General features: G+C 73.2%; 20 protein-coding genes. 6 read left to right on the top strand and 14 right to left on the bottom strand.

Annotation, left to right across the window (positions count from 1 at the left end; translation table 11 throughout):
* Positions 1-21: 21 nt before the first annotated feature.
* From ACFY2K_RS31860 to ACFY2K_RS31850, 3 genes are read right to left on the bottom strand one after another with little or no spacing between them, the layout of a single operon-like run.
* The gene (locus tag ACFY2K_RS31860; protein WP_387716141.1) at positions 22-1,968 is read right to left on the bottom strand and encodes a substrate-binding domain-containing protein; all 1,947 of its coding nucleotides are present in this window, start codon (positions 1,966-1,968) and stop codon (positions 22-24) included.
* The gene (locus tag ACFY2K_RS31855) at positions 1,958-3,478 is read right to left on the bottom strand and encodes a sugar ABC transporter ATP-binding protein (RefSeq protein ID WP_380524990.1); all 1,521 of its coding nucleotides are present in this window, start codon (positions 3,476-3,478) and stop codon (positions 1,958-1,960) included. Before ACFY2K_RS31855 ends, ACFY2K_RS31860 begins: the two co-directional genes overlap by 11 nt.
* Positions 3,475-4,521 (bottom strand): LacI family DNA-binding transcriptional regulator, encoded by a 1,047-nt coding sequence (locus ACFY2K_RS31850; protein WP_380524991.1) that lies wholly within the window; start codon positions 4,519-4,521, stop codon positions 3,475-3,477. Before ACFY2K_RS31850 ends, ACFY2K_RS31855 begins: the two co-directional genes overlap by 4 nt.
* A gap of 363 nt (positions 4,522-4,884) precedes the next feature.
* Here ACFY2K_RS31850 and ACFY2K_RS31845 point away from each other — a divergent pair, with 363 nt between their 5' ends.
* Positions 4,885-5,946 (top strand): PIG-L deacetylase family protein, encoded by a 1,062-nt coding sequence (locus tag ACFY2K_RS31845; protein ID WP_380586475.1) that lies wholly within the window; start codon positions 4,885-4,887, stop codon positions 5,944-5,946.
* 330 nt (positions 5,947-6,276) lie between these two features.
* Here the strand turns inward: ACFY2K_RS31845 and ACFY2K_RS31840 are convergent, their stop codons facing one another.
* The 10 genes from ACFY2K_RS31840 to ACFY2K_RS31795 all read right to left on the bottom strand — a co-directional run bounded on the left by ACFY2K_RS31840 (position 6,277) and on the right by ACFY2K_RS31795 (position 17,871).
* Positions 6,277-7,491, bottom strand: coding sequence for a saccharopine dehydrogenase family protein (locus ACFY2K_RS31840; protein ID WP_387716140.1), 1,215 nt, complete (start codon positions 7,489-7,491; stop codon positions 6,277-6,279).
* A 91-nt stretch (positions 7,492-7,582) separates the two neighbouring features.
* Complete coding sequence (locus ACFY2K_RS31835) at positions 7,583-8,398, bottom strand: amino acid ABC transporter ATP-binding protein (RefSeq protein WP_387716139.1); 816 nt, start codon at positions 8,396-8,398, stop codon at positions 7,583-7,585.
* Positions 8,391-9,176, bottom strand: coding sequence for an amino acid ABC transporter permease (locus ACFY2K_RS31830; RefSeq protein WP_380586485.1), 786 nt, complete (start codon positions 9,174-9,176; stop codon positions 8,391-8,393). Before ACFY2K_RS31830 ends, ACFY2K_RS31835 begins: the two co-directional genes overlap by 8 nt.
* Positions 9,177-9,225: 49 nt before the next feature.
* Positions 9,226-10,110, bottom strand: a complete 885-nt coding sequence (locus ACFY2K_RS31825) for an ABC transporter substrate-binding protein (protein ID WP_387716138.1) — start codon at positions 10,108-10,110, stop codon at positions 9,226-9,228.
* 398 nt (positions 10,111-10,508) lie between these two features.
* Complete coding sequence (locus ACFY2K_RS31820) at positions 10,509-11,855, bottom strand: MFS transporter (RefSeq protein WP_387716137.1); 1,347 nt, start codon at positions 11,853-11,855, stop codon at positions 10,509-10,511.
* Positions 11,848-13,050, bottom strand: coding sequence for a cytochrome P450 (locus ACFY2K_RS31815; protein WP_387716136.1), 1,203 nt, complete (start codon positions 13,048-13,050; stop codon positions 11,848-11,850). The genes ACFY2K_RS31820 and ACFY2K_RS31815 overlap by 8 nt, the downstream gene beginning before the upstream one ends.
* A gap of 86 nt (positions 13,051-13,136) precedes the next feature.
* On the bottom strand, positions 13,137-13,826 hold the full coding sequence (locus ACFY2K_RS31810) for a DUF5825 family protein (RefSeq protein WP_380525002.1): 690 nt from the start codon (positions 13,824-13,826) through the stop codon (positions 13,137-13,139).
* Entirely contained in the window at positions 13,807-15,741 is a 1,935-nt protein-coding gene (locus ACFY2K_RS31805; protein WP_387716135.1) for a RiPP maturation radical SAM C-methyltransferase, read from the bottom strand. Before ACFY2K_RS31805 ends, ACFY2K_RS31810 begins: the two co-directional genes overlap by 20 nt.
* 112 nt (positions 15,742-15,853) lie before the next feature.
* Positions 15,854-16,015, bottom strand: coding sequence for a hypothetical protein (locus ACFY2K_RS31800; RefSeq protein ID WP_380409779.1), 162 nt, complete (start codon positions 16,013-16,015; stop codon positions 15,854-15,856).
* Positions 16,012-17,871: an alpha/beta hydrolase family protein gene (locus ACFY2K_RS31795; protein ID WP_387716133.1), complete on the bottom strand. Its 1,860-nt coding sequence runs from the start codon at positions 17,869-17,871 to the stop codon at positions 16,012-16,014. The genes ACFY2K_RS31800 and ACFY2K_RS31795 overlap by 4 nt, the downstream gene beginning before the upstream one ends.
* 301 nt (positions 17,872-18,172) lie before the next feature.
* Between ACFY2K_RS31795 and ACFY2K_RS31790 the strand changes: the two genes are divergently transcribed.
* Positions 18,173-19,240, top strand: a complete 1,068-nt coding sequence (locus tag ACFY2K_RS31790; protein ID WP_380641412.1) for a polyprenyl synthetase family protein — start codon at positions 18,173-18,175, stop codon at positions 19,238-19,240.
* 42 nt (positions 19,241-19,282) lie between these two features.
* On the opposite strand, the gene ACFY2K_RS31785 is transcribed toward ACFY2K_RS31790, so the two are convergent.
* Positions 19,283-20,203, bottom strand: coding sequence for a LysR family transcriptional regulator (locus ACFY2K_RS31785; protein ID WP_380641372.1), 921 nt, complete (start codon positions 20,201-20,203; stop codon positions 19,283-19,285).
* Between the two features lie 102 nt (positions 20,204-20,305).
* On the opposite strand from ACFY2K_RS31785, the gene ACFY2K_RS31780 reads away from it, so the two are divergent.
* The 4 genes from ACFY2K_RS31780 to ACFY2K_RS31765 all read left to right on the top strand — a co-directional run bounded on the left by ACFY2K_RS31780 (position 20,306) and on the right by ACFY2K_RS31765 (position 23,853).
* Complete coding sequence (locus tag ACFY2K_RS31780; RefSeq protein WP_387716131.1) at positions 20,306-20,668, top strand: DUF485 domain-containing protein; 363 nt, start codon at positions 20,306-20,308, stop codon at positions 20,666-20,668.
* Entirely contained in the window at positions 20,665-22,410 is a 1,746-nt protein-coding gene (locus ACFY2K_RS31775) for a cation acetate symporter (RefSeq protein ID WP_387716129.1), read from the top strand. Before ACFY2K_RS31780 ends, ACFY2K_RS31775 begins: the two co-directional genes overlap by 4 nt.
* Positions 22,411-22,412: 2 nt before the next feature.
* The gene (locus tag ACFY2K_RS31770) at positions 22,413-23,000 is read left to right on the top strand and encodes a cysteine dioxygenase (protein ID WP_380641376.1); all 588 of its coding nucleotides are present in this window, start codon (positions 22,413-22,415) and stop codon (positions 22,998-23,000) included.
* 127 nt (positions 23,001-23,127) lie between these two features.
* On the top strand, positions 23,128-23,853 hold the full coding sequence (locus tag ACFY2K_RS31765) for a hypothetical protein (protein ID WP_380586512.1): 726 nt from the start codon (positions 23,128-23,130) through the stop codon (positions 23,851-23,853).
* Positions 23,854-23,890: the final 37 nt, after the last annotated feature.

Raw genomic sequence — 23,890 nt, 5'->3', positions numbered from 1 at the left:
CCGGCCACCCCTTTCCCCGTCTCAGCCGCTGAACCCGGCCACGTTCTCCTTCGTGACCACCTTCACCGGCACCTTGATGGTCTGCTCGACCTTCTCACCCCTGATCGCCTTGACCGCGTTGTCCACGGCGATCTTCCCGAGCTGCGACGGCTGCTGGGCCACGGAGGCGTACAGCGTCCCCTGCTCGACCGCCTTGAGCCCGTCGGGAGTTCCGTCGAAGCCGACGACCTGCACGGATCCGCCGGCCTTGGACCCGAGCGCCTTCGCCGCGCCGAGCGCCATCTCGTCGTTCGCGGCGATGACACCCTGGACGTCCGGGTGCGCCTGGAGCAGGTTCGACATGACGTCGAGCCCCTTCGTCCGGTCGAAGTCGGCCGGCTGCTGCGCGACGACCTCGATCCCCGGGTACGCCTCCAGTCCCTTGGCGAAGCCCTCGGCCCGCTCGCGCGCGGCGGAGGTACCGGCCAGCCCCTGGAGGACCACGATCTTCCCGCTGCCACCGAGCTTCTCGGCGAGGGCCTTCGCGGCCTGCGCACCGCCGGCGACGTTGTCGGAGGCGACCAAGGCGTTCACCTCAGCCTTGTTGACGCCCCGGTCGACGGCGATGACCGGGATCCTCGCCGCGCCGGCGGCCTGCACGGAGTTGCTCGCCGCGTCGGAGTCCACCGGATTGACGACGATCGCCCCGAGCTTCGAACTGGTGAAGTTCTGCAGCTGGTTGGCCTGCTGCGAGGCGTCGTTCTGCGCGTCGGTGACCGTCAGGTCCACGCCCAGGCTCGCAGCCTCGGCCTGCGCACCCGCCCGGATCTGCACGAAGAACGGGTTGTTGAGCGTGGAGAGCGAGAGACCGATCTTCTGGGTGCCGGACTTCGGATCGCCGTGCAGCAACGACGTCGCACCCACGATCGCCACGGCGACGACGGCCGCGAGCCCGTACGTGGCGGCCTGCTTGCCCCGTCCGCCGCCGGGTGCCCCGATCGCCGTGGGCGCGGCCCCGGCCTTGCGCCGCACGGTGTCGAGCAGCACCGCCAGGGCGATGACGACACCGATGACGACCTGCTGCCAGAACGCGGAGACGTTCAGCAGGTTCAGCCCGTTGCGCAGCACCGCGAGGATGAGCGCGCCGATCAGCGTCCCCGACGCCTTGCCGGTACCCCCGGAGAGGGAGGCGCCGCCGATGACGACGGAGGCGATGGCGTCCAGCTCGTACCCGGTGGCGGCCTGCGGCTGCGCGGAGGAGAGCCGGGAGGCCAGGACGACACCGGCGACCGCGGCGAACACACCGGACAGCGCGTAGATCGCGAGCTTCTGCCTGGACACCCGCAGACCCGAGAGCCGGGCCGCCTCCTCGTTGCCGCCGATGGCGTACATGGAGCGGCCGATGTACGTACGGCCGAGGACGAACGCCGCGATGAGTCCCATGGCCACCATGACGAGCACCGGCACCGGCAGCCACCCGCCGAGCGTGTCGCCCAGGTGGGAGACCGAGCCCGGGAACGCGATCGGCGAGCCGTCCGAGATCACCAGTGCCAGACCACGCCCCACCGACAGCATCGCGAGCGTCGCGATGAACGGCGGCAGCTTGCCGTACGAGATCAGGAAACCGTTCACCAGGCCGGCGGCCACACCCGTCGCCAGTGCCAGCAGCACCGCGAGGACCACCGGCACTCCGTGCGCCGTGGCGCTCCACCCCAGCACCGTCGCCGACAGCGCGGCCACCGAACCGACCGACAGGTCGATGCCCGCCGAGACGATCACGAAGGTGACACCGAAGGCGAGGACGGCGGTCACGGCCGCCTGGACACCGACGTTGAGCAGGTTGTCGGTGGTGAGGAAGTCGCCCGACAGCGCCGACATGGCGATGACGAGGACGATCAGCGCGGTCAGTGCGCCGTTGTCGAGCAGCAGACGGCGCAACGCCGCGGCGCCACCGGCGCCCGTACCGCTCTTGAGCGTTTCAGCGGCCACGGGGGGCCTCCAGTTCGGTAGGGGGATTGCTCACGGCCAGCGACATGACCGCGTCCTGCGTGGCCTCGTCGGCGGACAGCTCGCCCGCGATCCGGCCCTGGGCCATCACCAGCACCCGGTCGCTCATCCCGAGCACCTCGGGCAGATCGCTGGAGATCATGAGGACGGCGGCCCCGGCCGCCGTCAGTTCGTTGATGAGCTGGTAGATCTCGACCTTGGCGCCGACGTCGATGCCGCGGGTGGGCTCGTCGAGGATCAGCACCTTGGTGTCGGCCAGGAGCCACTTGCCGATGACGACCTTCTGCTGGTTGCCGCCGGACAGCGTGCGCACCTGCTGACCGAGCCCGGCCATCCGTACGCCGAGCTGCCCGGCGATCCGCGCGGCGGCGAGGTGCTGGGCCTTGAGGTCGACGATCCCGGCTCGGGCGGCGGACCTGAGGGTGACGAGTCCGAGGTTCTCCTCCACCGACTGGTCGAGCACCAGCCCCTGACCCTTGCGGTCCTCCGGTACCAGCCCGAGTCCCGCGGTCATCGCGGCGCCGATGTCGTGCCGCTTCAAGGAGGCCCCGGCGACGCGGACCGAACCGCGGTCGTACGGATCGGCTCCGAAGACCGCCCGGACCACCTCGGTACGACCCGCCCCGACCAGCCCCGCGACGCCGACGACCTCGCCGGCCCGCACCTCGAAGCTGACGTCGTGGAAGACACCGTCCCGGGACAGCCCCTCCACGGACAGCAGAGCGGTGCCCGGGACGGCGCGCTCGCGCGGGTACTGCTGCTCGATGGACCGGCCCACCATCAGCCGGACGAGTTCCTCCTCCGGTGTGGAGGCAGGCACCTGCCCGACCGACCTGCCGTCCCGGATGACCGTGACGCGGTCCCCGAGGGCGGCGATCTCCTCCAGGTGGTGGGTGATGAAGACGATCCCGACGCCGTCCTCGCGCAGCTTGCGCACGATCGCGAACAGCTTCTCGACCTCCTCGGAGGTCAGCACGGCGGTCGGCTCGTCCATGATCAGAACCCGCGCGTCCAGGCTCAGCGCCTTCGCGATCTCGACCATCTGCAGGCGCGCGATGCCGAGTTCGCGCACCCGCGCGCGGGGCGACACGCTGACGCCGACGCGCTCCAGGAGCTCCGAGGCGTCCGCCTCCATCCTCCTCCGGTCGATCATCCCGAACCGGCGCGGCTGGCGCCCGAGGAAGATGTTCTCGGCGACCGTCAGGTCGGGGACGAGGTTGAACTCCTGGTAGATGGTGGCGATCCCGAGTCGCTCGGAGTCCTGCGCACCATGGATGCGGACCTCCTCACCACCGACCAGGACGCGGCCCTCGTCGGGTGTGTGGGCACCGGACAGCGTCTTGATCAGGGTGCTCTTTCCCGCGCCGTTCTCACCGAGCAGCACATGCACCTCGCCCCGCCGCAGGTCGAAGTCGACGCGGTCCAGCGCGACCACCCCGGGGAAGGTCTTCCGAATGCCCTCGATGCGCAGCAACTCGTCCGGGTCGCTCACGACTGGCTCCTGTTCGTCACGGGGGTTTCGGTCATGGGGGTCTCGGTGACGGGGGTCTCGCCGCACGAGCGGCGAACGACGAGCCGGGCAGGGAGCGTCACGGATCGCGGCGTCCGCCCCTCGATGCGGTCCACGAGCGCGCGCACGGCGGCCCGGCCCAGCTCGCCCGTGGGTTGGGCGATCGCGGTGATCGGCGGGTCCGTGTGCACGAACCAGCGGATGTCGTCGAACGCGGCGAGCGCGATGTCGTCCGGCACGCGCAGACCACGGGCGCGCACGGCGTCCAGGGCCCCCAGCGCCATCAGGTTGTCCGCCGCGAACACGACCTGCGGGGGCTCGGCGAGGTCGAGGAACCGCTCGGTCGCCCGCCGGCCGCTGGCGGCCTGGAAGTCACCCTGGCCGATGTACTGGTCCGGCAGGTCGAGGCCGCACTCCGCCAGCGCCTCGCGGAACGCCTCCACACGCTCCTGCCCGGTCGTGGTGGCCGCCGGCCCGGCGATGATCGCCAGCCGCCGGTGCCCCAGCCGGTGCAGGTGCACGACGAGGTCCCGTACGGCACCCCGCCCGTCCGCCCGCACCACCGGCACGTCGACGCCGGGGATCCACCGGTCCACGAACACCATCGGTGTCCCGGCCCGGGCGGCGTCCAGCATGAGCGGCGACCCGCCGTCGGTGGGCGAGACCAGCAGTCCGTCGATACGGCGGTCCAGCAGCGTCCGTACGTGGTGGTCCTGCAGGTCCGGCCGCTCGTCGGCGTTCCCGATGATCACGCTGTACCCCAGTGCCCGCGCCTCTTCCTCCACGGACCGCGCGAGCTCGGTGAAGTACGGGTTCAGTACGTCGCTGATCACGAGGCCGAGGGTGCGGGTCTGGTCGGTGCGCAGCGACCGTGCCACGGCGTTGGGCCGGTACCCGAGCGACGCGACGGCGGCCAGCACCCGCGCCCGCGCGTCCTCGCTGACCGAAGGGTGCTCATTCAGGACACGCGAGACAGTGGCGACGGACACGCCTGCCTCGGCGGCGACGTCCTTGATGCTCGGCACAGTCGCTCCACCTCCTCGTGGAATCGATTACATCGATGTGTTCCCACGATTGGAATCGATTACATGCCTGCAGGGCAAGCCTTGAGCGGATGGCTGAAACCTGATCGTGATGAACGCCGCGCCGGTGCCTCCGCCGGACGTGGAGCCGGGCGGTGAGCCGCCGCCGCTGGGCGGGGCTGGGCCCGGGAGTACGGTCCCGGAACGGGGCAGGAGCGGGAGTGCGGTCCCCGTTCCGGTGGGTGACGCCCGGTGACGGGTGCGCTCCGTAGTGTCGGGGGCGTGACCTGGTGGTTCGTCCGCCGTCACCGTCGACTCCCGTTTCCCGTGCCGCCCCCGCGGTGCCGCTGTCCAAGGAGCCTGTCCATGGCCGATCGTCACTTCCTCCACCGCTTCGACTCCTCCGCTCCCACCGGCGACGGCGGGCCGGGGTACGGGCCGGCCCGGTGGGGCCGGCAGGAGGCGGCGATGGCCGGGATCGGCCGTGCGGGCCTGTCCCGGCGGCGGGTGCTGACGGCGGGTGCGCTGGCCGGGGCGACGCTCCTGGGCACCGGTCTGTCGGGGGGCAGGGCCTCGGCCGCGTCCGCGCCGGCGATCTTCTACTCGCCGCACCAGGACGACGAGGTGCTGGGCCTGGCCGGGTCGATCCTGGAGCACAAGGCGGCCGGACGGCCCGTGTACCTGGTGCTGGTGACACTGGGTGAGAACGACGGGCTGGCGAGGCTCATGAACGAGAAGGACCAGAACGGCGACCAGCTGGACTGCGAGCTGCGCGCGATGGACCACTGCATTGCCCGCGGCCCGCACGGGCTGAACTGGCCGACCGGCGCCGCCAGTGACAGCGTGATCGTGCCGGCCCGGACCGCGGAGTTCATGGCCTCGGCCGCCGTCCTCGGCGTCGACAAGGTGATCAACCTGAAGATCTCCGACTCCGCGTGGAACGGGGACGACGCCTTCAAGAAGTTCACCAAGACGGTCAAGTCGAAGATCGCGTCCATCGCGGATCAGTACCCGGGCGCCTCGCACAAGTTCACCGCGGGCTGGCTGGAGGTCAGCGCGACCCACAAGGCGATCTCCGACGCGGCCGTGCAGCTGGCGAGGGAGGGCAAGCTCACCGATGTGCGCTTCAACTTCGTCTACGCCTACGACCACAAGCCGTCCTTGCGCGGCAACGGCGCCGCCTACGTGCTGAACATCCCCGACGCCCACATGAGGACGAAGCGCGACGCCATGGCCTGCTACAACGCCTGGAAGCCGTCCAAGAACTTCTACGCGCTCGGCTACCACAGCGCCTGGCGGAAGCTGGAGCCCGCATCGGCCGACCCGCGCGAGTACGTCTTCGCCCTCCCCAACGGCGACTACCGGTACGGGGACATCGGCCGCAAGGAGGGCGGCTACGACGGCGAGCCGCGGTGGGAATGGTCCTGACGGACCGCCGGCCGGGCCGTCGAGCGCCGCGGCACGCCTTGACTTCGAGAATCCCGAGCACCGCTGGATCCCGCCGCAGCGCTGCCGGAGACCGTCCGCACGGTCTCCGGCAGCGCTGCGGTCGTGGACCGGTACGGCGGGTCCGCTCCGGCTACGTGGGCGAGGGTTTGAGCGCTTGGTGTCCTTGGCGCCGGGTGCCGTCGCCTACGAGGAGGCCCTGCGGCACACGGCCCACCCGGAGGAGATCCAGCGGCCGCACGCCCCGGTCGGCCGCGCCTGACCGTTCCGAACGGTGGCGCGCCGACCGCGTACCGGGGCCGGTGACCGGGTTCAGCGGCCGGGGGCGGTGCGGGGCGGGGTGGGGAGGACGCGGAAGGAGAGGCCCGCCGCGGTGAGGCGGTCGATCAGGGGGCGGCCCATGGCGACCGCCGTGGTGAGTTGGCCGGCCAGCGGGGGCAGGTCGTCGTAGGCGAGGCAGAGGGCGGACTCGGCGAGCATCTTGGCCGTCTCCTGGTAGCCGGGGTCGCCGCCGGTGACCTCGGTGAGGAGGGTGCGGCCGTCCTGGGCCCGGGCGGCGAAGCGGACGGCGAACCAGGAGCGGGCCCGCTGTTCCGGGCCCGGGCCGTCGCCGGGTTTGCGCAGCCGCTCCAGGGCGTGGCGCAGCGCGGGGAGTTGGGCGGCGAGGGCGAGCGCCGCGACGGCGCCGAGGCCGGCGAGGGCGACCGGCAGCCTGCGTACCGCCGCGTAGTGGGCGTAGCCGAAGTCCGGTCCGTACGCGTCCAGTGCGGCGGCCGAGCGGGACACCACCTGGGGGTCGATCGTGGGCAGCGGCACGGCCCAGGCGCGGGCGGCCCGGGAGCGGTGCGGCAGGCCGGTGGGGGTGCGGACCAGCCGCCCCTTCGGTCGGGGCTCGACCGCGCGGCGGGCGCGGGCGGCCCGGGCCATGGCCCGCGGCCGGGAGAGGGCCGTGAGCGCGGAGGCGAAGGTGCCGCCGGAGACGGTGCCGCCGACGCGGACGAAGCCCTCGACGGAGAGCCGGGCCACCGGGCCGCTGCGGCGCACCAGTTCGTCGACGGTGAAGAGCACGCCGAGGTCGTGCGGCGCCGAGTCGAAGCCGCAGGCGTGCACCAGCCGGGCGCCGCTGGCCACCGCCCGCTCGTGGTGGCGGAGGTACATCCGGTCGACGAACTCCGGCTCGCCGGTGAGGTCCACGTAGTCGGTGCCGGTGTCCGCGCAGGCCGCTACCAGCGGCTCGCCGTGCCGCAGGTAGGGGCCGACGGTGGAGACCACCACCCGGGCCGAGCCCGCCACCTGGCGCAGCGCCCGGTGGTCGGCGGCGTCGGCCACCAGCAGCGGGAGGTCCGCGCAGCGCGGGTCGATCCGGGTCAACCGCGCCCGGACGGCGGCGAGCCTGCGCTCGTCCCGCCCGGCGAGGGCCCAGCGGCAGCCCTCGGGCGCGGCCCGGGCCAGGTACTCGGCGGTGAGACCGCCGGTGAACCCGGTGGCGCCGAACAGGACGAGGTCGTACGGGCGGGGCTCGGCCATCAGCGTTCCCTACTCACGGGTAATCGACTGCGCCACGTTAGGAGCCCGGCATGGCACTGTCAACGGTCCCGCTCCGAGCGCCGGGCCGGAGTCAGAGCACGTCCGCGAGGAACTGCCGCAGGCGCGGGCTGCGCGGTGCGTCGAAGACCGCCCCCGGTGGGCCGGACTCGACCACCACCCCGCCGTCCATGAAGGCGACGGTGTCGGAGACCGAGCGGGCGAAGCCCATCTCGTGGGTGACCACCACCATGGTCATGCCCGCGCGGCCGAGGTCGGCCATCAGGGACAGGACGCCCTTGACGAGTTCCGGGTCCAGGGCCGAGGTCGCCTCGTCGAAGAGCATCACCTGGGGCTCCATGGCCAGCGCGCGGGCGATCGCCACCCGCTGCTGCTGGCCGCCGGACAGCCGGGCGGGCCGGACGTCGGCCTTGTGCCGCAGGCCGACCAGGTCGAGTTGGCGCAGGGCGGTCCCGGTCGCCTCCTCGCGGGAGAGGCCCCGGAGCTTGCGGAGCGGGAGGGTGAGGTTGCGCAGCACGCTCAGGTGCGGGAAGAGGTTGAACTGCTGGAAGACCATGCCGACCTGGCGGCGCAGCAGGTCGGGGTCGCGGTGCAGGACGCTCTCGCCGTCCAGCAGGACGTCGCCGCGGTCGGGCTCCAGCAGGCGGTTGATCGTGCGCAGCAGGGTGGACTTGCCGGAACCGGAGGGACCGATCACGGAGAGGGTGTGTCCCGAGGGGACGTCGAGGTCCACGCCGCGCAGGATCGGGGTGCCGCCCAGGGACAGGTGGAGGTCCCGGGTGGCCAGGCTGACCGGGGAGAACGGCGTGCGGGTGGCGGTGCCGGCGGCCGTCGTGGTGGTGCCAGTGGCCTCGGTGTCGGCGGACTCGGTGGGGCGGTGGTCAGACACGTGCCGCTCCTTCGGGCGCGGGGGCGGGCTCGGGCGAGGGCCGGGCCTCGGAGGGGGAGGGGGCGGCCGGTGCGCCGCGCCCGTGGCGGAGCCGCCGGTCGATCACGTTGACCAGATGCGTCAGCGGCACGGTGAGCAGGAGGTAGAACAGGCCGGCGAGCACCAGCGCGGACTCGTTGCCGGTGGTGGCGGCGGAGTCCTGGCCGATCCGGAAGAGGTCGCGCTGATCGGCCGTCAGGCCGAGGAAGTAGATCAGGCTGGAGTCCTTGATCAGCGAGATGAGCTGGTTCACCCAGGCCGGCAGCACCCGCCGGACGCCGAGCGGGAGGATGATCAGCCGCATCGCCGCCGCGTACGAGAAGCCCAGCGCGCGCGCCGCCTCGAACTGGCCCGCCTCCACGCTCTGGATCCCGGAGCGGAAGATCTCCCCGAAGTAGGCGGCGGCGATCAGGGACAGCGCGAGGACCCCGAGCGGGTACGGGTCCGGCCCCCAGATCTCCATCCCCTGCGGGGCCAGCCCCACGCCGATCAGCAGGATGGTGACCGCGGCCGGAAGACCGCGGAACACGTCGGTGTAGACCCGGGCGGGCCAGCGCAGCCAGCGCGTCCGGGCGATGCCGGCCACTGCCAGCAGCAGCCCCAGGACGGTGCCGATGACGGCCGAAGTCACCGCGAGGATCAGCGTGTTGGGCACGCCGGTGGTGAGCAGGTCGGAGATCGCGGAGCGCATCGATCCCCAGTTGAAGAACGTCTCCGCCAGCGTGCCCAGCTGGTCCACGTCGGCCTCCTTGTCGTCCGGTTCGGGGGTGAGGGGGTGAGGGGCGAGGTCAGGGAGTCGGGGACGCGCCGGCCGGTGCACCCGTGTTCGGGGCCGCCTTGACGGGCGGGTAGGCGACCGAGCCGTTGCCGGGCTTGAAGCCGTCCGGCACCGGGCGTCCCGGGTAGTACTGCTCCTGGAGGCGGGTCCAGGTGCCGTCCGTGATCACCTCGTCGAGGGCCTTGTTCAGCGCGGCGAGCAGTTCGGGGCGGTTCTGGGCGACGGCGAAGGCGGTCGGCGCGGAGCTGAGCTGCTTCTGGGCGAGGACCACCTTGCCGCCGCTGTCCTGGGCGCTCTTCTCGCCGATCTCCGCGGGCGAGATCCAGGCCTCGGCCGTCCCGGCCTTGAGCTGGTTCAGCGCGCCGTTGTAGTCGGGCACGCGCACCGGGTTGAGGTTGTTCTTGGTCGCGTAGTCGTCCTGGACGGTCCCCTGGACGACCACGACGCGCTTGCCCGCCAGTTGGTCGAAGGCGGTGATCGGCGAACCGGCGGGGACGTCCAGGCCGAAGTAGCCGAAGTCGTAGCCGTTGGTGAAGGCCACCGTCTTCTTGCGGGCCTCGGTGACGGTGATGGACGAACTGCCCACGTCGAACTTGTGGTTGGCGACCTGGGACAGCAGCGACGAGAAGTCCGTCGCCGCGAACTCCACCTTGAGGCCGGCCTTGGCGGCGACGGCCGTGAACAGGTCGTTGTCGAAACCGGTGAACTTGCCGTCCTTGAGGTACACGTTCGGCGGCGCGTCCGAGAGGGTGCCGACGCGTATCGTCCCGGGAACGGACAACTGGTACGGATTGTCGGCGGACTTCGCGCCCGAGGAGCTGCCGCCGCAGGCGGTGAGCGAGGCCAGGGAGGCGAGAACGGCGAGAGTGGTGACGAGAACCCGGCGCGGGCCCATGGAGGCTCCAGAGGTGTGGTGGTGAGGGGAGGCGCCGCCGGCCGGCCCGGCCTGGGTTCGGCCCGAGGTCGGTCTGATCCGGTCCGGGACGTACGGGGACCGGGGGCCGGGACCGGGGAAGACCGGGGCAGGGCGGACGGCAGCGCACGACCGCACGGATCGAGGCGGTCGCGAAAAGGGCGAGCGGAAGGAAGGAAGTGAAGTGAAGAAAGGGAACGGAGGGACGCGGGCGCCCGGCGTCAGAGCCGGAAGAGGGCGTGCGTCAGCAGCTGGGGCGACAGCTCATCGCCGTCACACGGCGCAGGTCGATGTGCCTGCGCGAAACGAGGTATCCAGCCATGCGGGCACTATGCGTGGTGATCGTCGGCGGAGTCAAATCCTCCGCCGACGCCACGGCCTCACAGTTCGCGGATGACGCGCCTGGTCAGCGCGTACCCGAACGCGCCCGTCAGGCACAGTCCGGTCGTCGCGAACACCCCGCGGGCCCCGAAGGCGTCCACGGCCGCGCCGGCCGCGATCACCGAGAGCGGGAAGACCCCCAGCGCGCAGAAGGTGATCGCCGCCATGACCCGGGCCAGCAGCGCGGGCGGAGTGCCGCGCTGCACGCCGGTGACGACCAGGACGTTGGTCACGGTGCTGGCGCCGCCGGCCAGGAAGAGCAGCAGCACGGCGCCGACCAGGCCGGTGAACGGCACCAGGCCGATCGCCGCACCCATCACCAGGCCGGAGAGCATCGCCGTACGGCCGCGCGAGCGCAGTTCGGTGAGGCCGGCCGCGAAGAGGCCGCCGACCAGCGCGCCGCCGGTGAAGGCGGCCAGCAGCAGGCCGAGCCCGACGGCGCCGGCGCCGAAGCCGTGGGTGGCCAGGGTCGGCAGGGCGACCCGGGTGGCGCCGCCCACCGTCAGATTGGCGATCACCGTCACCGTCAGCACCGCGCGCAGCAGCGGCGACTCCCGCAGCAGGGTACGGAAGTTCCTTGGTACGGAGGCGCGTTCGGAGATCGGGCCGGGCGGGGCGACCGGGCTGCCGCGACCGATCAGCAGCAGCGTCGCCGCCGACACGGCGAAGGTCGCCGCGTCCAGGCCCAGCGCGGCGGCCGGGTCCAGCCAGGCGACCAGCGGGCCGGCCAGCGCCGGACCGAGCAGACCGGCGCCGAAGGTGACCGTGCTGTTCAGCGCGTTGCCCGCGTGCAGGTCCGCGGCGGGCAGCAGGGTCGGGGTGATCGCCCAGGCGGCCGGCAGGAACACCCCGGCGCCGAGGCCGACCAGCAGTGCCAGCCCGCCGATCAGCCGGAAGTCCGCCGCCCCGGCGGCCGCGGCCGCGCACAGGCCGGTGGTGGCGAGCAGCCGGCCGAGGTCGGCGGCCAGCATCACCCGCCGGGCGCCGAAGCGGTCGGCGAGCATCCCGCCGAGCGGGGTGGCGGCCAGCCGGCCCGCGCCGTAGGCGGCGATCACCAGGCTCAGTCGGCGGGCGCCGCCGCCGAGGGAGTAGACCAGCAGCGGCAGGGCGACCACCTGGAACGCGTTGCCGAACTCCGAGGTGGCCTGCCCGATCACCAGCAGCCGGAAGCCGCGGGCGCGCAGCGGTGCCAGGCCGAACCGGGGGCGGAACCGCAACGGCCCTGCGGCACGCGCGGGTTCGGTGCCGCCTGGGCTCGTACGGCCACCCGGATTCAGCTGGCTGCCCGCCTCCGCGCCGCCGGGCCCGTCGCTGCCGCTCGTACCGGTGCCGGTGCCGCTAGCCATCGAGCGACACCGGCAGCGACTCCAGGCCGCGCAGCATGATGGTGTTGCGCCAGGGCAGGGTCTCCTCCGCGGCCGCCAGCTCGATCCGGGTGAAGCGCGACAGCAGCCCGGTGAGCGCGACCTCGCTCTCCAGTCGGCCGAGGAAGGAGCCGAGGCAGCGGTGCAGGCCCTGTCCGAAGGCCAGGTGGCCGGGGTCGCCCCGGTCCAGGAGCAGCCGGTCGGGGTCGGTGAAGCGGGCCGGGTCCCGGTTGGCTGCGCCGAGCGAGAGCAGCACCAGTTCGTCCGCCGGGATCTCGACGTCGTCGACCGTCACATCGGCGTTGGTGAACCTCAACGTGGCCATGCTGACCGGGGATTCGTAGCGGAGGAACTCGTCGACGGCGACCGGCATCGACGCCGGGTCGGCGCGCAGCAGGGCGAGCTGGTCGGGGTGGTGGAGCAGCGCCAGGGTGGCGGTGCCGAGCAGGTTGACGGTGGTCTCGTGGCCGCCGATCAGCAGCAGGAAGACCATCGAGAACACCTCCCGCTCGGTGAGTTCGCCGGCGTCCCGGGCCTGCACCAGGTCGGTGAGGATGTCGGCCTTCGGCGACGCCCGCCGGGCCGCCATCAACTCCCGCAGGTAGTCGTTCAGTTCCTCGGTCGCCTGGGCGAAGGACAGGTCGCCGCCCTGGGTGAGGATCGCCGTCGACCAGGTGCGGAAGGCCTGCATGTCCTCCGGGGGGAAGCCGAGCAGCTCGCAGATGACCATGATGGGCAGCGGGAAGGCGAAGTCCGTGATCAGGTCGGCGGTCCCGCGCCCGCGCAGCCCGTCCAGCAGGCCGTCGGCGGTGCGCTCGACCAGCGGCCGCATCTCGTCGACCCGTCGGCGGGTGAAGACGCCCTGGATCAGGCGGCGCAGCCGGGTGTGGTCCGGCGGATCGCTGTTGAGCATGTGGACGACCTCGGAACCGAGCGTCAGCCCGGCGCCGCGCCCGCTCGCGATGGCCTGGCTGCGGCGGACGTCCTGCCCGAAGCGCGGATCCGTCAACGCGGCCCGGACGTCCTGGTAGCGGGTCACCAGGTAGACCGGCAGCCCCTCGCCGAACTCCACGACGGAGACCGCGCCGGCCTCACGGATCCGGGCGAGCGTGGGGTAGGGGTCGCGGATGAAGGCGGCCATCCGGGCTGCGGCGTCGTCGTCGACCGCAGTGGTCATGGATCTCTCTCCTCGGGCTCGGAACTCGTGCGGGCCGGTCGGCCGGTCGGCCGGGCAGCTGGGCGGCCGTGCCGCGGGGAAGGCCGTCAGACCGTCAGCGACGGGAACGGCCAGCGGCGCACCCGCATCGGCAGGAACCAGGCGCGGCCGGCCTGTTCGGCGATCAGACCGGCCTCGGCGAAGTCCCGGCGGACGGCGTCCGGCAGCCGGTCGACCTCGACGCCCTCGGACAGTGCCTCCAGCTGTGCCAGGTGGCCCGGCTCGTCGATGGTGAACAGCTCCAGCGTCCCGAACCGGCGGTCCCGCACCTCGACGAAGCCGGGGCCGCGCCGGAGCACGCACTTGCTCGGGAAGTAGGTGGCGCGCCAGTCGGCGAGCACGTCCGGTGCGCCGCCACCGGTCAACTGCTCGGGCGGGTACAGGTGGTGGAACCGGCGCTGCGCCGCGCAGCCGTCCGGGCAGACCGCCCGCCAGAGCACGGCCAGCCCCTGTCCGGTCGCCTCGCGCAGCAGCATCAGCGCCCGGGCCGAGGCCGCCGGCGCGTCCGCGCACAACCGCACCGGCTCGGTCAGCCGCAGGCAGCGGACCCCGGCCCGGTGCAGTCCGGTGACCTCGGCCTGCGCCGGGCCGGTCAGGGTGCGGCGGCCGAGTGCGAAGCCCGGCAACTCCCGTACGGCGGGGTCGTAGTCGAGCCAGAGCTCGACCTCCGGCGCGGCCTCGCGCCAGGCGGCGGCACCGTCGTGCCGCCCGGTCCGTTCAGCCGATCGCGACGGCATCGGGCACCTCCTCGCTGCGGGTACCGGGACGGGCAGGGGTGTCGGGGCCGGCGGCGCCTTCGGCACCGTGCCGGTGCCGCATCCGCATCAGCACCTGGTTGTCGGACTCGACGGCGACCTGGAGGTAGCCGTCGCCGTCGTGGAACAGCAGGCCCAGCGCGGTGAAGCGCTCCAGCACCGGCTCGACCGCCGCCGCGCCGCCGGGGACCTTGGCGGCCAGCGCGGCGGCCGACCGGGGCCGGTCGAGCAGCCGGAAGACGGCGAGCTCCACGGGATCGGTCAGCTCGACCGCCCGCCAGTCGTACCCGGGGCGGGTGTTGACGAGCACGACCCGCGCGCCCGCGTCCCGGTAGCTGAGCCGGCTGTCGGGGAACCGCGCGAGCCAGGTGTCCACCGCCGCGCCCAGCCGCTCCGCGAGGCCGCCGCCGATCCCGCGCGGCGGCGCGCTGAACACGTAGGCCAGCTCGTTGAGTTCGCTCTCCGGGAGGCGGTAGGTCGCGCGGTACTGGAGGGCCGGCCGGGTGATCGCGAAGCCCAGCTCGGGGCGGTCGAAGTACGGGCTGAACCGCTCGATGGCGATCCGGCCCGCCCCGGTCGGCGGGTCGAGGTGGTGCAGCACCGGCAGTTGGCGGATCACCGACTCGTAGTCCTCCGGCTGTTCGCCCGGGAAGCCGTAGAGGTAGTTCCAGGTCACCGAGACCCCGGCGCTCTGCGCGTCCCGCAGCGCGCGGACGTTCTGGCAGCCGGTCACCCCCTTGTCCATGATCCGCAGGACCCGGGTGCTCAGGTTCTCGATGCCGGGCTGCACCTGGGCCGCGCCCGAGTCGCCGAGCAGTTGGAACTGGTGGCGGCGCAGGTTGGCCTTGATCTCGAAGTGCAGCCGCAGGTCGACCGGGAGCTCGGCCAGCGACTTGAGGACGGTGTCGAAGTAGCCCATGTCCAGGATGTTGTCGACCACGTAGACGTCGAGCAGCTGGTGGCGCTCGGCGAGGGTGAGCACCTCGGCGAGGAAGTCGGCCGGCGGCTTGGAGCGGAACGCCATCGAGGACCCGTTGAGCCCGCAGAAGGTGCAGTGGTGCTTCTCGCCCCACCAGCAGCCGCGGGAACCTTCGAGGACCAGCTTGGGGTCGACCCAGCCGGCCGCGACGGAGGTGTCGAGCCGCTCGAAGAAGCCGTCGTAGCGCGGCGTCAGGATCGCGGCGGGCGGCAGCGGCCGCTCGGCCATCGGGTTGGCCGTCGACCTCCCGGCGGCGTCGCGCCAGCACAGGCCGGGGACGGTGGCGGGGTCGTCGCCCGCCAGCAGCGCAGGGAAGGCGGCCTCGCCCTCGCCGCGCACCACGTGGTCCAGGAAGGGGAAGTTGCGGTGCAGCGCGGCGCCCTGCGGACCGTCGCAGTTCGCGCCGCCGAAGACCGTGCGCACCTGCGGGCAGCGCTGCTTGAGCAGTTTCGCGGCGGCGAGGCTGGCCGTGTTCTGCTGGAAGGTGGTGGTGAAGCCGACCAGGTCCGGTGGGTCGGCGGCGAGTTCGTCGACCAGCCTGGTGATGAACGCGGGGGCGAGGGCCCGGACGGACCGGGTCAGGGCGATCTCCTGCGGGCTCGCACCGGCGGCGGCCAGGTACGCGAAGTAGTCGGCGGAGCCGTCGTGGGCGCCGCCGGGATCCTCGTCGTCGTCGCCGTACAGCGCGCCGGCGAAGGCCCAGTCGCCCGCGCCCTGGAAGTACGACTTCTCGGAGAAGTACTGGTAGTCGTCCACGCCGAGGCCGGCGGCCCCGGCGGCCCAGTCCACGAAGTCCAGGTTGGCGTACCGCACTTCGGTCTCGTGCCCGGCCTTGGCGGCGGCCGTGTGCAGGATCCCGAGGGCCAGCGAGGGCACGTCGATCGCACCCCAGGGCATGTGCAGCAGGACGATACGCATGGTGGCCACTTCTGTCGGTCGAGGGCGGTCGCGGGTGGTCGAGGGCGGCCACGGGGACGGTCGGCGGGGTGTCGCTCCGGGGCACCCGCGGGCGCCCCGGAACGACGGTGGGTCACTTGACCTTGGTCTCCGGCTTCGGCTTCGGCTGCCCCTTGAGGGCAGGCGCGACCGCTGCGGCCTTGGTGATGTCGAGCGAGAAGTTCTGGACCACCACGGCGCCCCGGTCACGCTCCGGGGTGCCGATCGGGTCGTTCTGGATGCTGCGTCGCTTCATGGCTGTTCACCTCCTTCCATCGGATCGGTGGGTGCCCCGGGGCGGCCGCCCCGGGGTGTCCGGGGGAGCGGTGCCGGCCAGGCGAGTCCGGCGAAGCGGACCATGGCCTCCAGCACCGATCGGTGGTCGGCGGTCCGGCGGCTGTAGTGGCCGCCGTCCACCCAGAGCAGTTCGTGCGGCACCGCCAGCCGGCGCAGGTCCGCGGCGTACCCGGCGACCTGTTCGGGCGGGCAGCGCTCGTCGGTCCGCGAGGCGACCAGCAGGACGGGCGAGCGGACCCGGTGCACGTACGACCGCGGATCGGCCGCGCGGTAGCGCTCGGGGACCTCGTCCGGGGTCCCGCCGAAGAGCTGGCGGTCGACCTCGCGCAGGGCGGGGGTGGTGGTGCGGTAGGTGGCGGGGTAGTCCGCGATCGGCTGGGCGGCCATGCCGAGCGTCCACAGCTCGGGCTGCGCGCCCAGCGCGAGGAGGGTCAGGTAGCCGCCCCACGAGAATCCGCAGAGGCCGGTGCGGTCCGCGAGCGCCGTGCCGTCGGCGACCAGTTCGGCGCGGACGGCGGCCAGGTCCTCGATCTGGGCCAGGCCGACCCGGTGGCCGTAGTCGTGCTGCCAGCCGGGGCCGTAGCCGGTGGAGCCGCGGTAGTTGGTGCGCACCACCGCGTAGCCGTGGCCCACCAGGGCGTTCACCCGGGGGTCGTAGGAGTCCCGGTCGTGGGTGGCGGGGCCGCCGTGGACCAGGAAGAGGGTCGGCCACGGGCCGGGGCCGGCCGGGGTGGTGACGAAGCTGTGGATCCGCCCGTACGGCCGGGGCGTCCACCGTCTGCTGCGGCGGGTGTCGTCGGCGGGCTCCGGGGCGTGGTCCGGGGCGGGGTGGTGCGGTTCCTCGGCGCTCGGGCGCAGGATCAGGGGGCGGGGCGGGGTCGACTCCCGGCTCCAGACGCAGTGCAGGGTGCCGTCCGGGGCGCAGGACAGGTCGTGGATGGTGCCGCCGGGTGTGCCGATCTCCCGGGCGGGCGCGGGCGGGGCCGGTTCCACCGGCGGGCCGAGGTCGGCGAGGAGCAGTCGGCTCCGCCCGGCCCGCTCGTGCTGGATCAGCACGCCGTGCGGCCCCCCGTACCAGCCGGCCGAGATCTGCGAGTCGAAGGACAGCTCGGGGTGTCTTCGCAGGCCCGAGGCCGCCCGCCAGGTCGCGACGGAGTACCGCTCGTCCTCCTCGATCACCAGGAGGAGCTCCGGTTCGCGGACGGCGAGGGGGTTGAACTCGATCGGCCAGAGCCGCAGTCGGGAGCTCCCGGCGAGCCGCGTGGCACCCTCCGGTGCGCTGTCCGGTGCACCGGGCGGCGTGCTGTCCGTCGGCCACAGGAGTACCGCGTCGTCACCGTCGGGGCGTCCGGCGAGGGCGAGCAGCCGGCCGTCCGGCGACAGGTCGGCCAGGCCCAGGTACCCCGGCGCCGAACCGATCGGCCGGGCCTCGCCCGCGGGCGGGCCGACGTAGCAGTGCGAGGCGTCGCCGGTCCCCACGGCCACCGCCGCGAGGGCGCCGGTCCGGTCGAAGGCCACGCCGTAGGCCCGGCCGGGCGGCACGCCGTGCAGTGCCGGGCCGCGCGCACCGCCCGTGAACGGCTCGCGCCACCACCGGCCCTCCCCGGCGCCGTCGGTGTCGAACCACCAGATGGCCTCGCCGTCCGGTTCGATCTCGCTCAGGTGGACGCCTTCGGGCCGGTCGGTGACCACCCGGCGCCGGTCCGTCCGACGGTCCCAGGCGACCGCCTGCCAGCGCTCCTCGACGAGCCGCGTCTCGACCGCGCGGTCGGCCGCCAGGGCGGCGAAGCCGGGGGACTGGAACGCCTGCGTCACGGACCCGGCCCTTTCGGTTCGACGGTGGGAGCGGTGGGAGCGGTGGGACGGAGCGCGCTGAACGTGCCGGAGCCGGCACGCCGGTGTGAAGGCAAGGTGAACCAGTGTGAAGAAACGGTCACTTGCGGAGGATCGCGGCCACTCTAGGAGGGTGTCGCGGTCACGACCAGACCTTTCGCACAGATGGCCGAAATGCAGCTGAGATGAATCCGTCGGCCGTCCGCATGCCGGTCCGCGTCGACCCCGGCGGTGGGGGCGGGCCCGGGTGGATGCGAAGGTGGGCGGCGTGAACGAGACGATCATGGCAGCCGCCCGCGAACGGGCCGCCGGACACCGGCGCCGCTTCGACCTCCGCTTCGAGGCCTACTTCGACGCCCTGCCGCAGCGCCTCGACACCCCGCCGCTCAGCCGCTTCACCCCGCGCTGCCTGGAGCTGCTGCGCGAGCTCTCGCTGCGCGGCGGCAAGCGCCTGCGGGTCGCCCTGCTGTACGAGGCCGCGCGACTCGTGACCACCGACCCGGTGCCCGGCCTGGCCGAGGCCGCGCTGAGCATCGAACTGCTCCAGACGCACGGACTCGTCCACGACGACATCATCGACGACGCGGCCGTGCGCCGCGGCGGACCCTCCACCTACTACGCCTACCGCCGGGAGTTCCCGGACTCCGAGCGGACCGCGCTTGGCCTGGCCGTCCTGGCCGGGGACCTCGCCGCCTTCCTCGCGATGCGGGTCCTGCTGGAGGCGGACGTACCCGCCGAGCTGCGCCAGGCGCTGCTGGAGGTCCAGTTGAACGCGGGTGCCGAGACGGTCGCCGGCCAGATCGTGGACCTCGAACGCGACTTCCGGCCGCTCCCGGACGAGGAGTTCCTGCACACCGTCTGCGAGTACAAGTCCACCCGGTACTCCGTGCTCGCCCCGCTGCGGCTGGGGCTGCTGGCCGCCGGCGAGGACGTGGCCCGCCACGACGTGCGGCTGCGCCGGTACGCGACCCTGGTCGGCATCGGCGGCCAGCTGCGCGACGACTACCTCGACCTGTTCGGGGAGGAGGACGCCACCGGCAAGTCGACCGGCGCGGACCTCCGTGCGGGGCGCCGCAGTTACGCGGTGACCGCCCTGCTCGCCGCGGCGGACGAGGGGCAGCGGGCCGTGGTGGAGTCCGCGCTCGGCGACCCGCAGTGCCCGGCCGCCACGGTCGAGCGGGTCCGCGAACTGGCCCGGCTCCTGGGCGTGGACGGGAAGCTCCGCGCCGACATGCGCCGCTGCGCGGAGGCGGCCCGTAGGGAAGCCCAGGGTTGGCGGCCGTACTGGCGGGAGGAGGCGGTGGCCTTCTTCGAGGGCCTGCCGCTGTCGAACGTGATCGCGGGAACGTGATCGCGGGAACGTGATCGCGGGAACGTGATCCCGCAGGCGTGATCAGAACACCCCCGGAACCCCCGGGAGCCCGGGCCCACCGGCCTCGCCCGCCGTCCAGTCCCAGTCCGCGACGGCGTCGCGCAGCAGCCGGGCGGCGGTGGGCAGGCGTCCGCCGCGGGGCCAGTGCAGGGTGAGGGCGCGGCGGCAGTCGGGGCTGTCGACGTCGACCCACGCCAGCGGGAGGCGGGTGGCGGTGCGCCGGGCGAGGGCGGGCACCAGGCCGATGCCCAGGCCCGCGCTGATCAGTTCGGCGATGGCGCCGGCCTCGTCGCCCTCGCAGACGATCCGGGGCACCAGGCCCTGTCCGGCGAACAGGCGGTCCAGCAGTCGGCGCTGCCAGTGCCCGGGGCGGGCGGCGATGAAGGGCTGGTCGGCGAGTTCCTCGACGCCCACCGCGGCGCGTCCGGCCAGGGGGTGGCCGAGCGGCACGGCCAGTCCCACCTCCTCGTCGAGGAGCCGGACCGACTCCAGGCCCTCGACGGCGATCGGCTGGGAGGCGACGGCCAGGTCGACGTCCTGGGCCCGCAGCTGCCGGGCCATCTCGACGGCGGTCAGCTGGTGCAGTTCGATCTCCACGCCGGGGTGCGCGCGTTTGAACGCCGCCAGCGGGCCGCTGAAGGCCAGGAAGGTCTCCGAGGCGAGCCGGACCGTGCCCAGCCCCTCCCCGGTCGCCTCGGCCACGGCCCGCCGGCCCGCCTCCAGTTCGCCGAGGGCGCGCTCGACGTAGCCGCGGAACAGGTGGCCGGCCTCGTTCAGCCGCAGCCGCCCGCTCCGTTCGAACAGCGGTGTGCCCAGTTCGGCCTCCAGCCGGGCGACCGAGCGGCTCAACGACGGCTGGGCGACGCGCAGTTCCCGTGCCGCCCGGCTCAGGTGCTCCAGCCGCGCCACCGCCAGGAACTGGGTGAGCGTGTGCAGGTCCACCGGTGGATCCCCCCTGAGCCGGACGCGCGTTGATCGCTCGTCTACCGGGGGATCCTACGGTCGGCGCGTTCGACCCGTTCCGTACCGCTCAGAAGGATTCCCATGATCGACCCGGCCGCGCCGTCGCGCGGTGACACCCCCTGGATCGGCGACGATCCGCGCTTCGCCCTCCTGCGCGCCAGATACCGCAGGTTCGTCTTCCCGGTGACGGCGGCGTTCCTGCTCTGGTTCCTGGCGTACGTGCTCTGCTCGGCCTACGCCCGCGGCTTCATGGCGGCCGAGGTCGTCGGGCACATCAACGTGGCGCTGGTCTTCGGGCTGCTCCAGTTCGCTTCCACCTTCGGCATCGCCCTGGCCTACGGCCGGTTCGCCGCCCGGCGCCTGGACCCGCTGGCCGAGGAGCTGCGCCGGACGGCGGCCGCCCGGGCCGGCGACGAGCACGAGCCGACGGGGAGCCTGGCATGACACAGCACCTCCCCCTCGCCGCTGCCGCCCCCACCGCCACCACGGCGCAGGAGGCCTCGCACCAGGGCCTGACCGTCGGCCTGTTCGTCGCCCTGGTGGCGGTGACCCTGGTGATCACCCTCTGGGCGCGGCGGAGCACCCGGGGCACCGGCGGCTTCTACACCGGCGGCGGCCAGTTCTCCGCGCTGCAGAACGGCATCGCGATCTCGGGCGACTACCTGTCCGCGGCGTCCTTCCTCGGCATCGCGGGGATCATCGCGCTCTCCGGGTACGACGGCTTCCTCTACTCCATCGGCTTCCTGGTGGCCTGGCTGGTCGCGCTGCTGATGGTGGCCGAACTGCTGCGCAACACCGGCCGGTTCACCATGGCGGACGTGCTGGCGGCGCGGCTGCGCAGTGGGCCGATGCGGACCGCGGCCGGGGTGTCGACCATCGTGGTGTCGATCTTCTACCTGATCGCGCAGATGGTCGGCGCGGCGACGATCGTCGGCCAGCTGCTCGACGTCAAGGGCGCCTCCGCGCAGATCTGGACCATCGTCGGGGTCGGCGCCCTGATGATCGTCTACGTCGTGGTCGGCGGGATGAAGGGCACCACCTGGGTGCAGATCGTCAAGGCCGGGCTGCTGATCGCCGGCGCGGCCGTGATGACCGTGTGGGTGCTGGCGAAGTACGGCTTCGACCTCGGCCACCTGCTGGGGGACGCCGCCTCGGCGTCCAAGAAGGGCGAGGCGTTCCTGCGGCCCGGCCTCAAGTACGGGGCGACGGACGGCTGGTCGAAGCTCGACCTGGTCAGCCTCGGCGTGGCCCTGGTGCTGGGCACCGCGGCGCTGCCGCACGTGCTGGTGCGCTTCTACACCGTGCCGACCGGCCGCGACGCGCGGAAGTCGGTGAACTGGGCGATCGGCATCATCGGGGTGTTCTACCTGATGACCCTGGTGCTCGGCTTCGGCGCGGCCGCGCTGGTCGGCACGGCGACGATCAAGGCGAAGGACCCGTCCGGCAACACCGCCGCCACCCTGCTGGCCGAGCACCTCGGCGGGGGCACGGGCACCACCGGGGGCTCCCTGATGCTGGCGTTCATCGCGGCGGTGGCCTTCGCCACCATCCTCGCGGTGGTCGCCGGGCTCACCCTGACCTCCTCGTCCTCCTTCGCCCATGACCTGTACGCCAGCGTGATCCGCAAGGGCCGGGCCACCGAACGGCAGGAACTGGTCACCGCGAAGGTCGCCGCCGTGGTGATCGGCGCGGTCGCGGCCGCCCTGTCGATCGTCGCCAGGGACCTCAACGTGGCGTTCCTGGTGGCCCTGGCCTTCGCCATCGCCGCCTCGGCCAACCTGCCGGCGATCCTGCTGACCCTGTTCTGGAGGCGCTTCACCACCTTCGGCGCCAAGTGCGGCATCTACGCGGGGCTGGTCGCCTCGATCGGTCTGGTGCTGCTCTCGCCGATCTGCTGGGGCGGCGCGAGCAGCACCGTCCCCGCCGTGAAGCTGACGGCCGCCCAGGCGAAGGACTGCGGGGTGGACGCCGGGGACCAGCGGGTCGGCAACGCCACGGCGCTGATCTCCTGCACCGCCGCGGCGCCGGTGCCCCTGCAGAACCCGGGCGTCCTCTCCATCCCGATCGGGTTCGCGGCCGCCGTCCTCGGCTCGCTGGCCGGCGGTCGCCGCCGCCGGGACGAGGACGCGGACGGGCGCGGCTTCGCCGAGCTGGAGGTCCGTGCGCTCACCGGGGTGGGGAGGTAGCCGTGGCCACCGGATCCAACCTCGACGAGTTCCTCGCCGACCTCGCGCGCTACGCCGCCGCCGACGTGCTGACCGCGGAGCTCACCGCGGACACCCTGCGCAAGTACCTGCGCGCCGGGCTGATCGTCCCCGAGGACCTGTGCGCCGGTGACACCGGGGGCTACAGCCAGCGGCTGCTGCACGCCGAACGCACCCACTCCGTGGTCGCCCTGACCTGGCTGCCCGGGCAGTCGACCCCGATCCACGACCACGTCGCCTGGTGCGTGTCGGGCGTGCTGGAGGGCGTCGAGGTGGACGAGGCCTTCCGGCTGTGGCGGCTCCCCAGGTCCGGCCGCAAGGTGCTGGCGCCGTACGCCCGGACGACCTGCTCGCCCGGCCGGGTGCAGTTCCTGGTGCCGCCCGACGAGGACATCCACCGGGTGTCCAACGCCGGTACCGGGCGCGCGGTCTCCCTGCACGTCTACGGCACGGACATCTCGCAGAACATGGGCACCTCGATCAACCGGGTGTTCGGACAGGAGGTCGTGGACCGTCCACCGGACGGGGCCCGGCTGGTGAGTTGGCGGAGCCCGGAGGTCCTCGCCCCCTGATCCCTGAGCCACCCCTGACCCACCCCGTGCCCGTGCCCGTGCGCCGGTGGCCGTCCACTCCGGACGGCCCCGGCGCTCGCCGTTCACCACCCTGGTGCATCATGTCCGTGATCATGCGGGGGGTGTGATGGCGTTGTTCGCGCCGAAGTGTCCGGTGGAGCCGGACGAACGGGTCTGGATCGAGGAGTCGATGGCCTGGCTGGCGGCCGAGTTCGGCCGCGGGGTGCTGGACCGTGCCCCGGTGCTGCCGACGGCGGACTTCTTCCCCGGGCCGTACCGGGGGTCCGCGGAGGACATCCGGGGGGTGATCGCCCAGATCTGCGGCTACCTGGACGTGCCGCCCAACCGGCTGACCATCGAGATCGAGCCGGACGACGGCGAGCAGGCGATGGTCGACCAACTCCGGCTCAACCACAGCTCCCGCTCCGCCGCCGGGCACTACCGGCGGGAGAACGGGCGCCCGGTGATCGCCGTCGATCAGCGCCAGGCCGCCCGTCCCGTCGCCCTGGTCGCTACCGTCGCCCACGAGTTGGGCCACGTCCGGCTCCTGGACGAGCAGCGGATCTCCCGGGACCGGCGCGACCACGAACCGCTCACCGACCTGCTGACGGTGCACTTCGGCCTCGGGGTCTTCACCGCCAACTCCGCCTTCGAGTTCCGCCGGAGCGACCGCGGCTGGTCGTCCTCGCGGCTCGGCTACCTGTCCGAGCGGATGCTCGGCTACGCGCTGGCCTGCTACGCCCACCGGCGCGGCGAGACCGGGCCCGACTGGGCCCGGCACCTGACCACCAACCCGCGGGCCTACCTCAAGCAGGGCCTGCGCTACCTGGCGCGGAACCCGCCCAGCGCGTGACGGGGGCGTGCTCCGGCCGGGCCCGACGGCCGCTCCG

It is taken from the genome of Kitasatospora sp. NPDC001309, from assembly GCF_042896295.1.
Taxonomy (GTDB): Bacteria; Actinomycetota; Actinomycetes; order Streptomycetales; family Streptomycetaceae; genus Kitasatospora.
Note: the sequence above shows the minus strand (reverse complement) of the source record. Positions and strands in the feature narration are given on the sequence as shown.

Coding starts and splice junctions, on each gene's coding strand:
- ACFY2K_RS31825 (WP_387716138.1), bottom strand. CDS start 10,110: ATGGGCCCGCGCCGGGTTCTCGTCACCACTCTCGCCGTTCTCGCCTCC.
- ACFY2K_RS31845 (WP_380586475.1), top strand. CDS start 4,885: ATGGCCGATCGTCACTTCCTCCACCGCTTCGACTCCTCCGCTCCCACC.
- ACFY2K_RS31790 (WP_380641412.1), top strand. CDS start 18,173: ATGGCAGCCGCCCGCGAACGGGCCGCCGGACACCGGCGCCGCTTCGAC.
- ACFY2K_RS31775 (WP_387716129.1), top strand. CDS start 20,665: ATGACACAGCACCTCCCCCTCGCCGCTGCCGCCCCCACCGCCACCACG.
- ACFY2K_RS31805 (WP_387716135.1), bottom strand. CDS start 15,741: ATGCGTATCGTCCTGCTGCACATGCCCTGGGGTGCGATCGACGTGCCC.
- ACFY2K_RS31765 (WP_380586512.1), top strand. CDS start 23,128: ATGGCGTTGTTCGCGCCGAAGTGTCCGGTGGAGCCGGACGAACGGGTC.
- ACFY2K_RS31820 (WP_387716137.1), bottom strand. CDS start 11,855: ATGGCTAGCGGCACCGGCACCGGTACGAGCGGCAGCGACGGGCCCGGC.
- ACFY2K_RS31840 (WP_387716140.1), bottom strand. CDS start 7,491: ATGGCCGAGCCCCGCCCGTACGACCTCGTCCTGTTCGGCGCCACCGGG.
- ACFY2K_RS31815 (WP_387716136.1), bottom strand. CDS start 13,050: ATGACCACTGCGGTCGACGACGACGCCGCAGCCCGGATGGCCGCCTTC.
- ACFY2K_RS31810 (WP_380525002.1), bottom strand. CDS start 13,826: ATGCCGTCGCGATCGGCTGAACGGACCGGGCGGCACGACGGTGCCGCC.
- ACFY2K_RS31780 (WP_387716131.1), top strand. CDS start 20,306: ATGATCGACCCGGCCGCGCCGTCGCGCGGTGACACCCCCTGGATCGGC.
- ACFY2K_RS31800 (WP_380409779.1), bottom strand. CDS start 16,015: ATGAAGCGACGCAGCATCCAGAACGACCCGATCGGCACCCCGGAGCGT.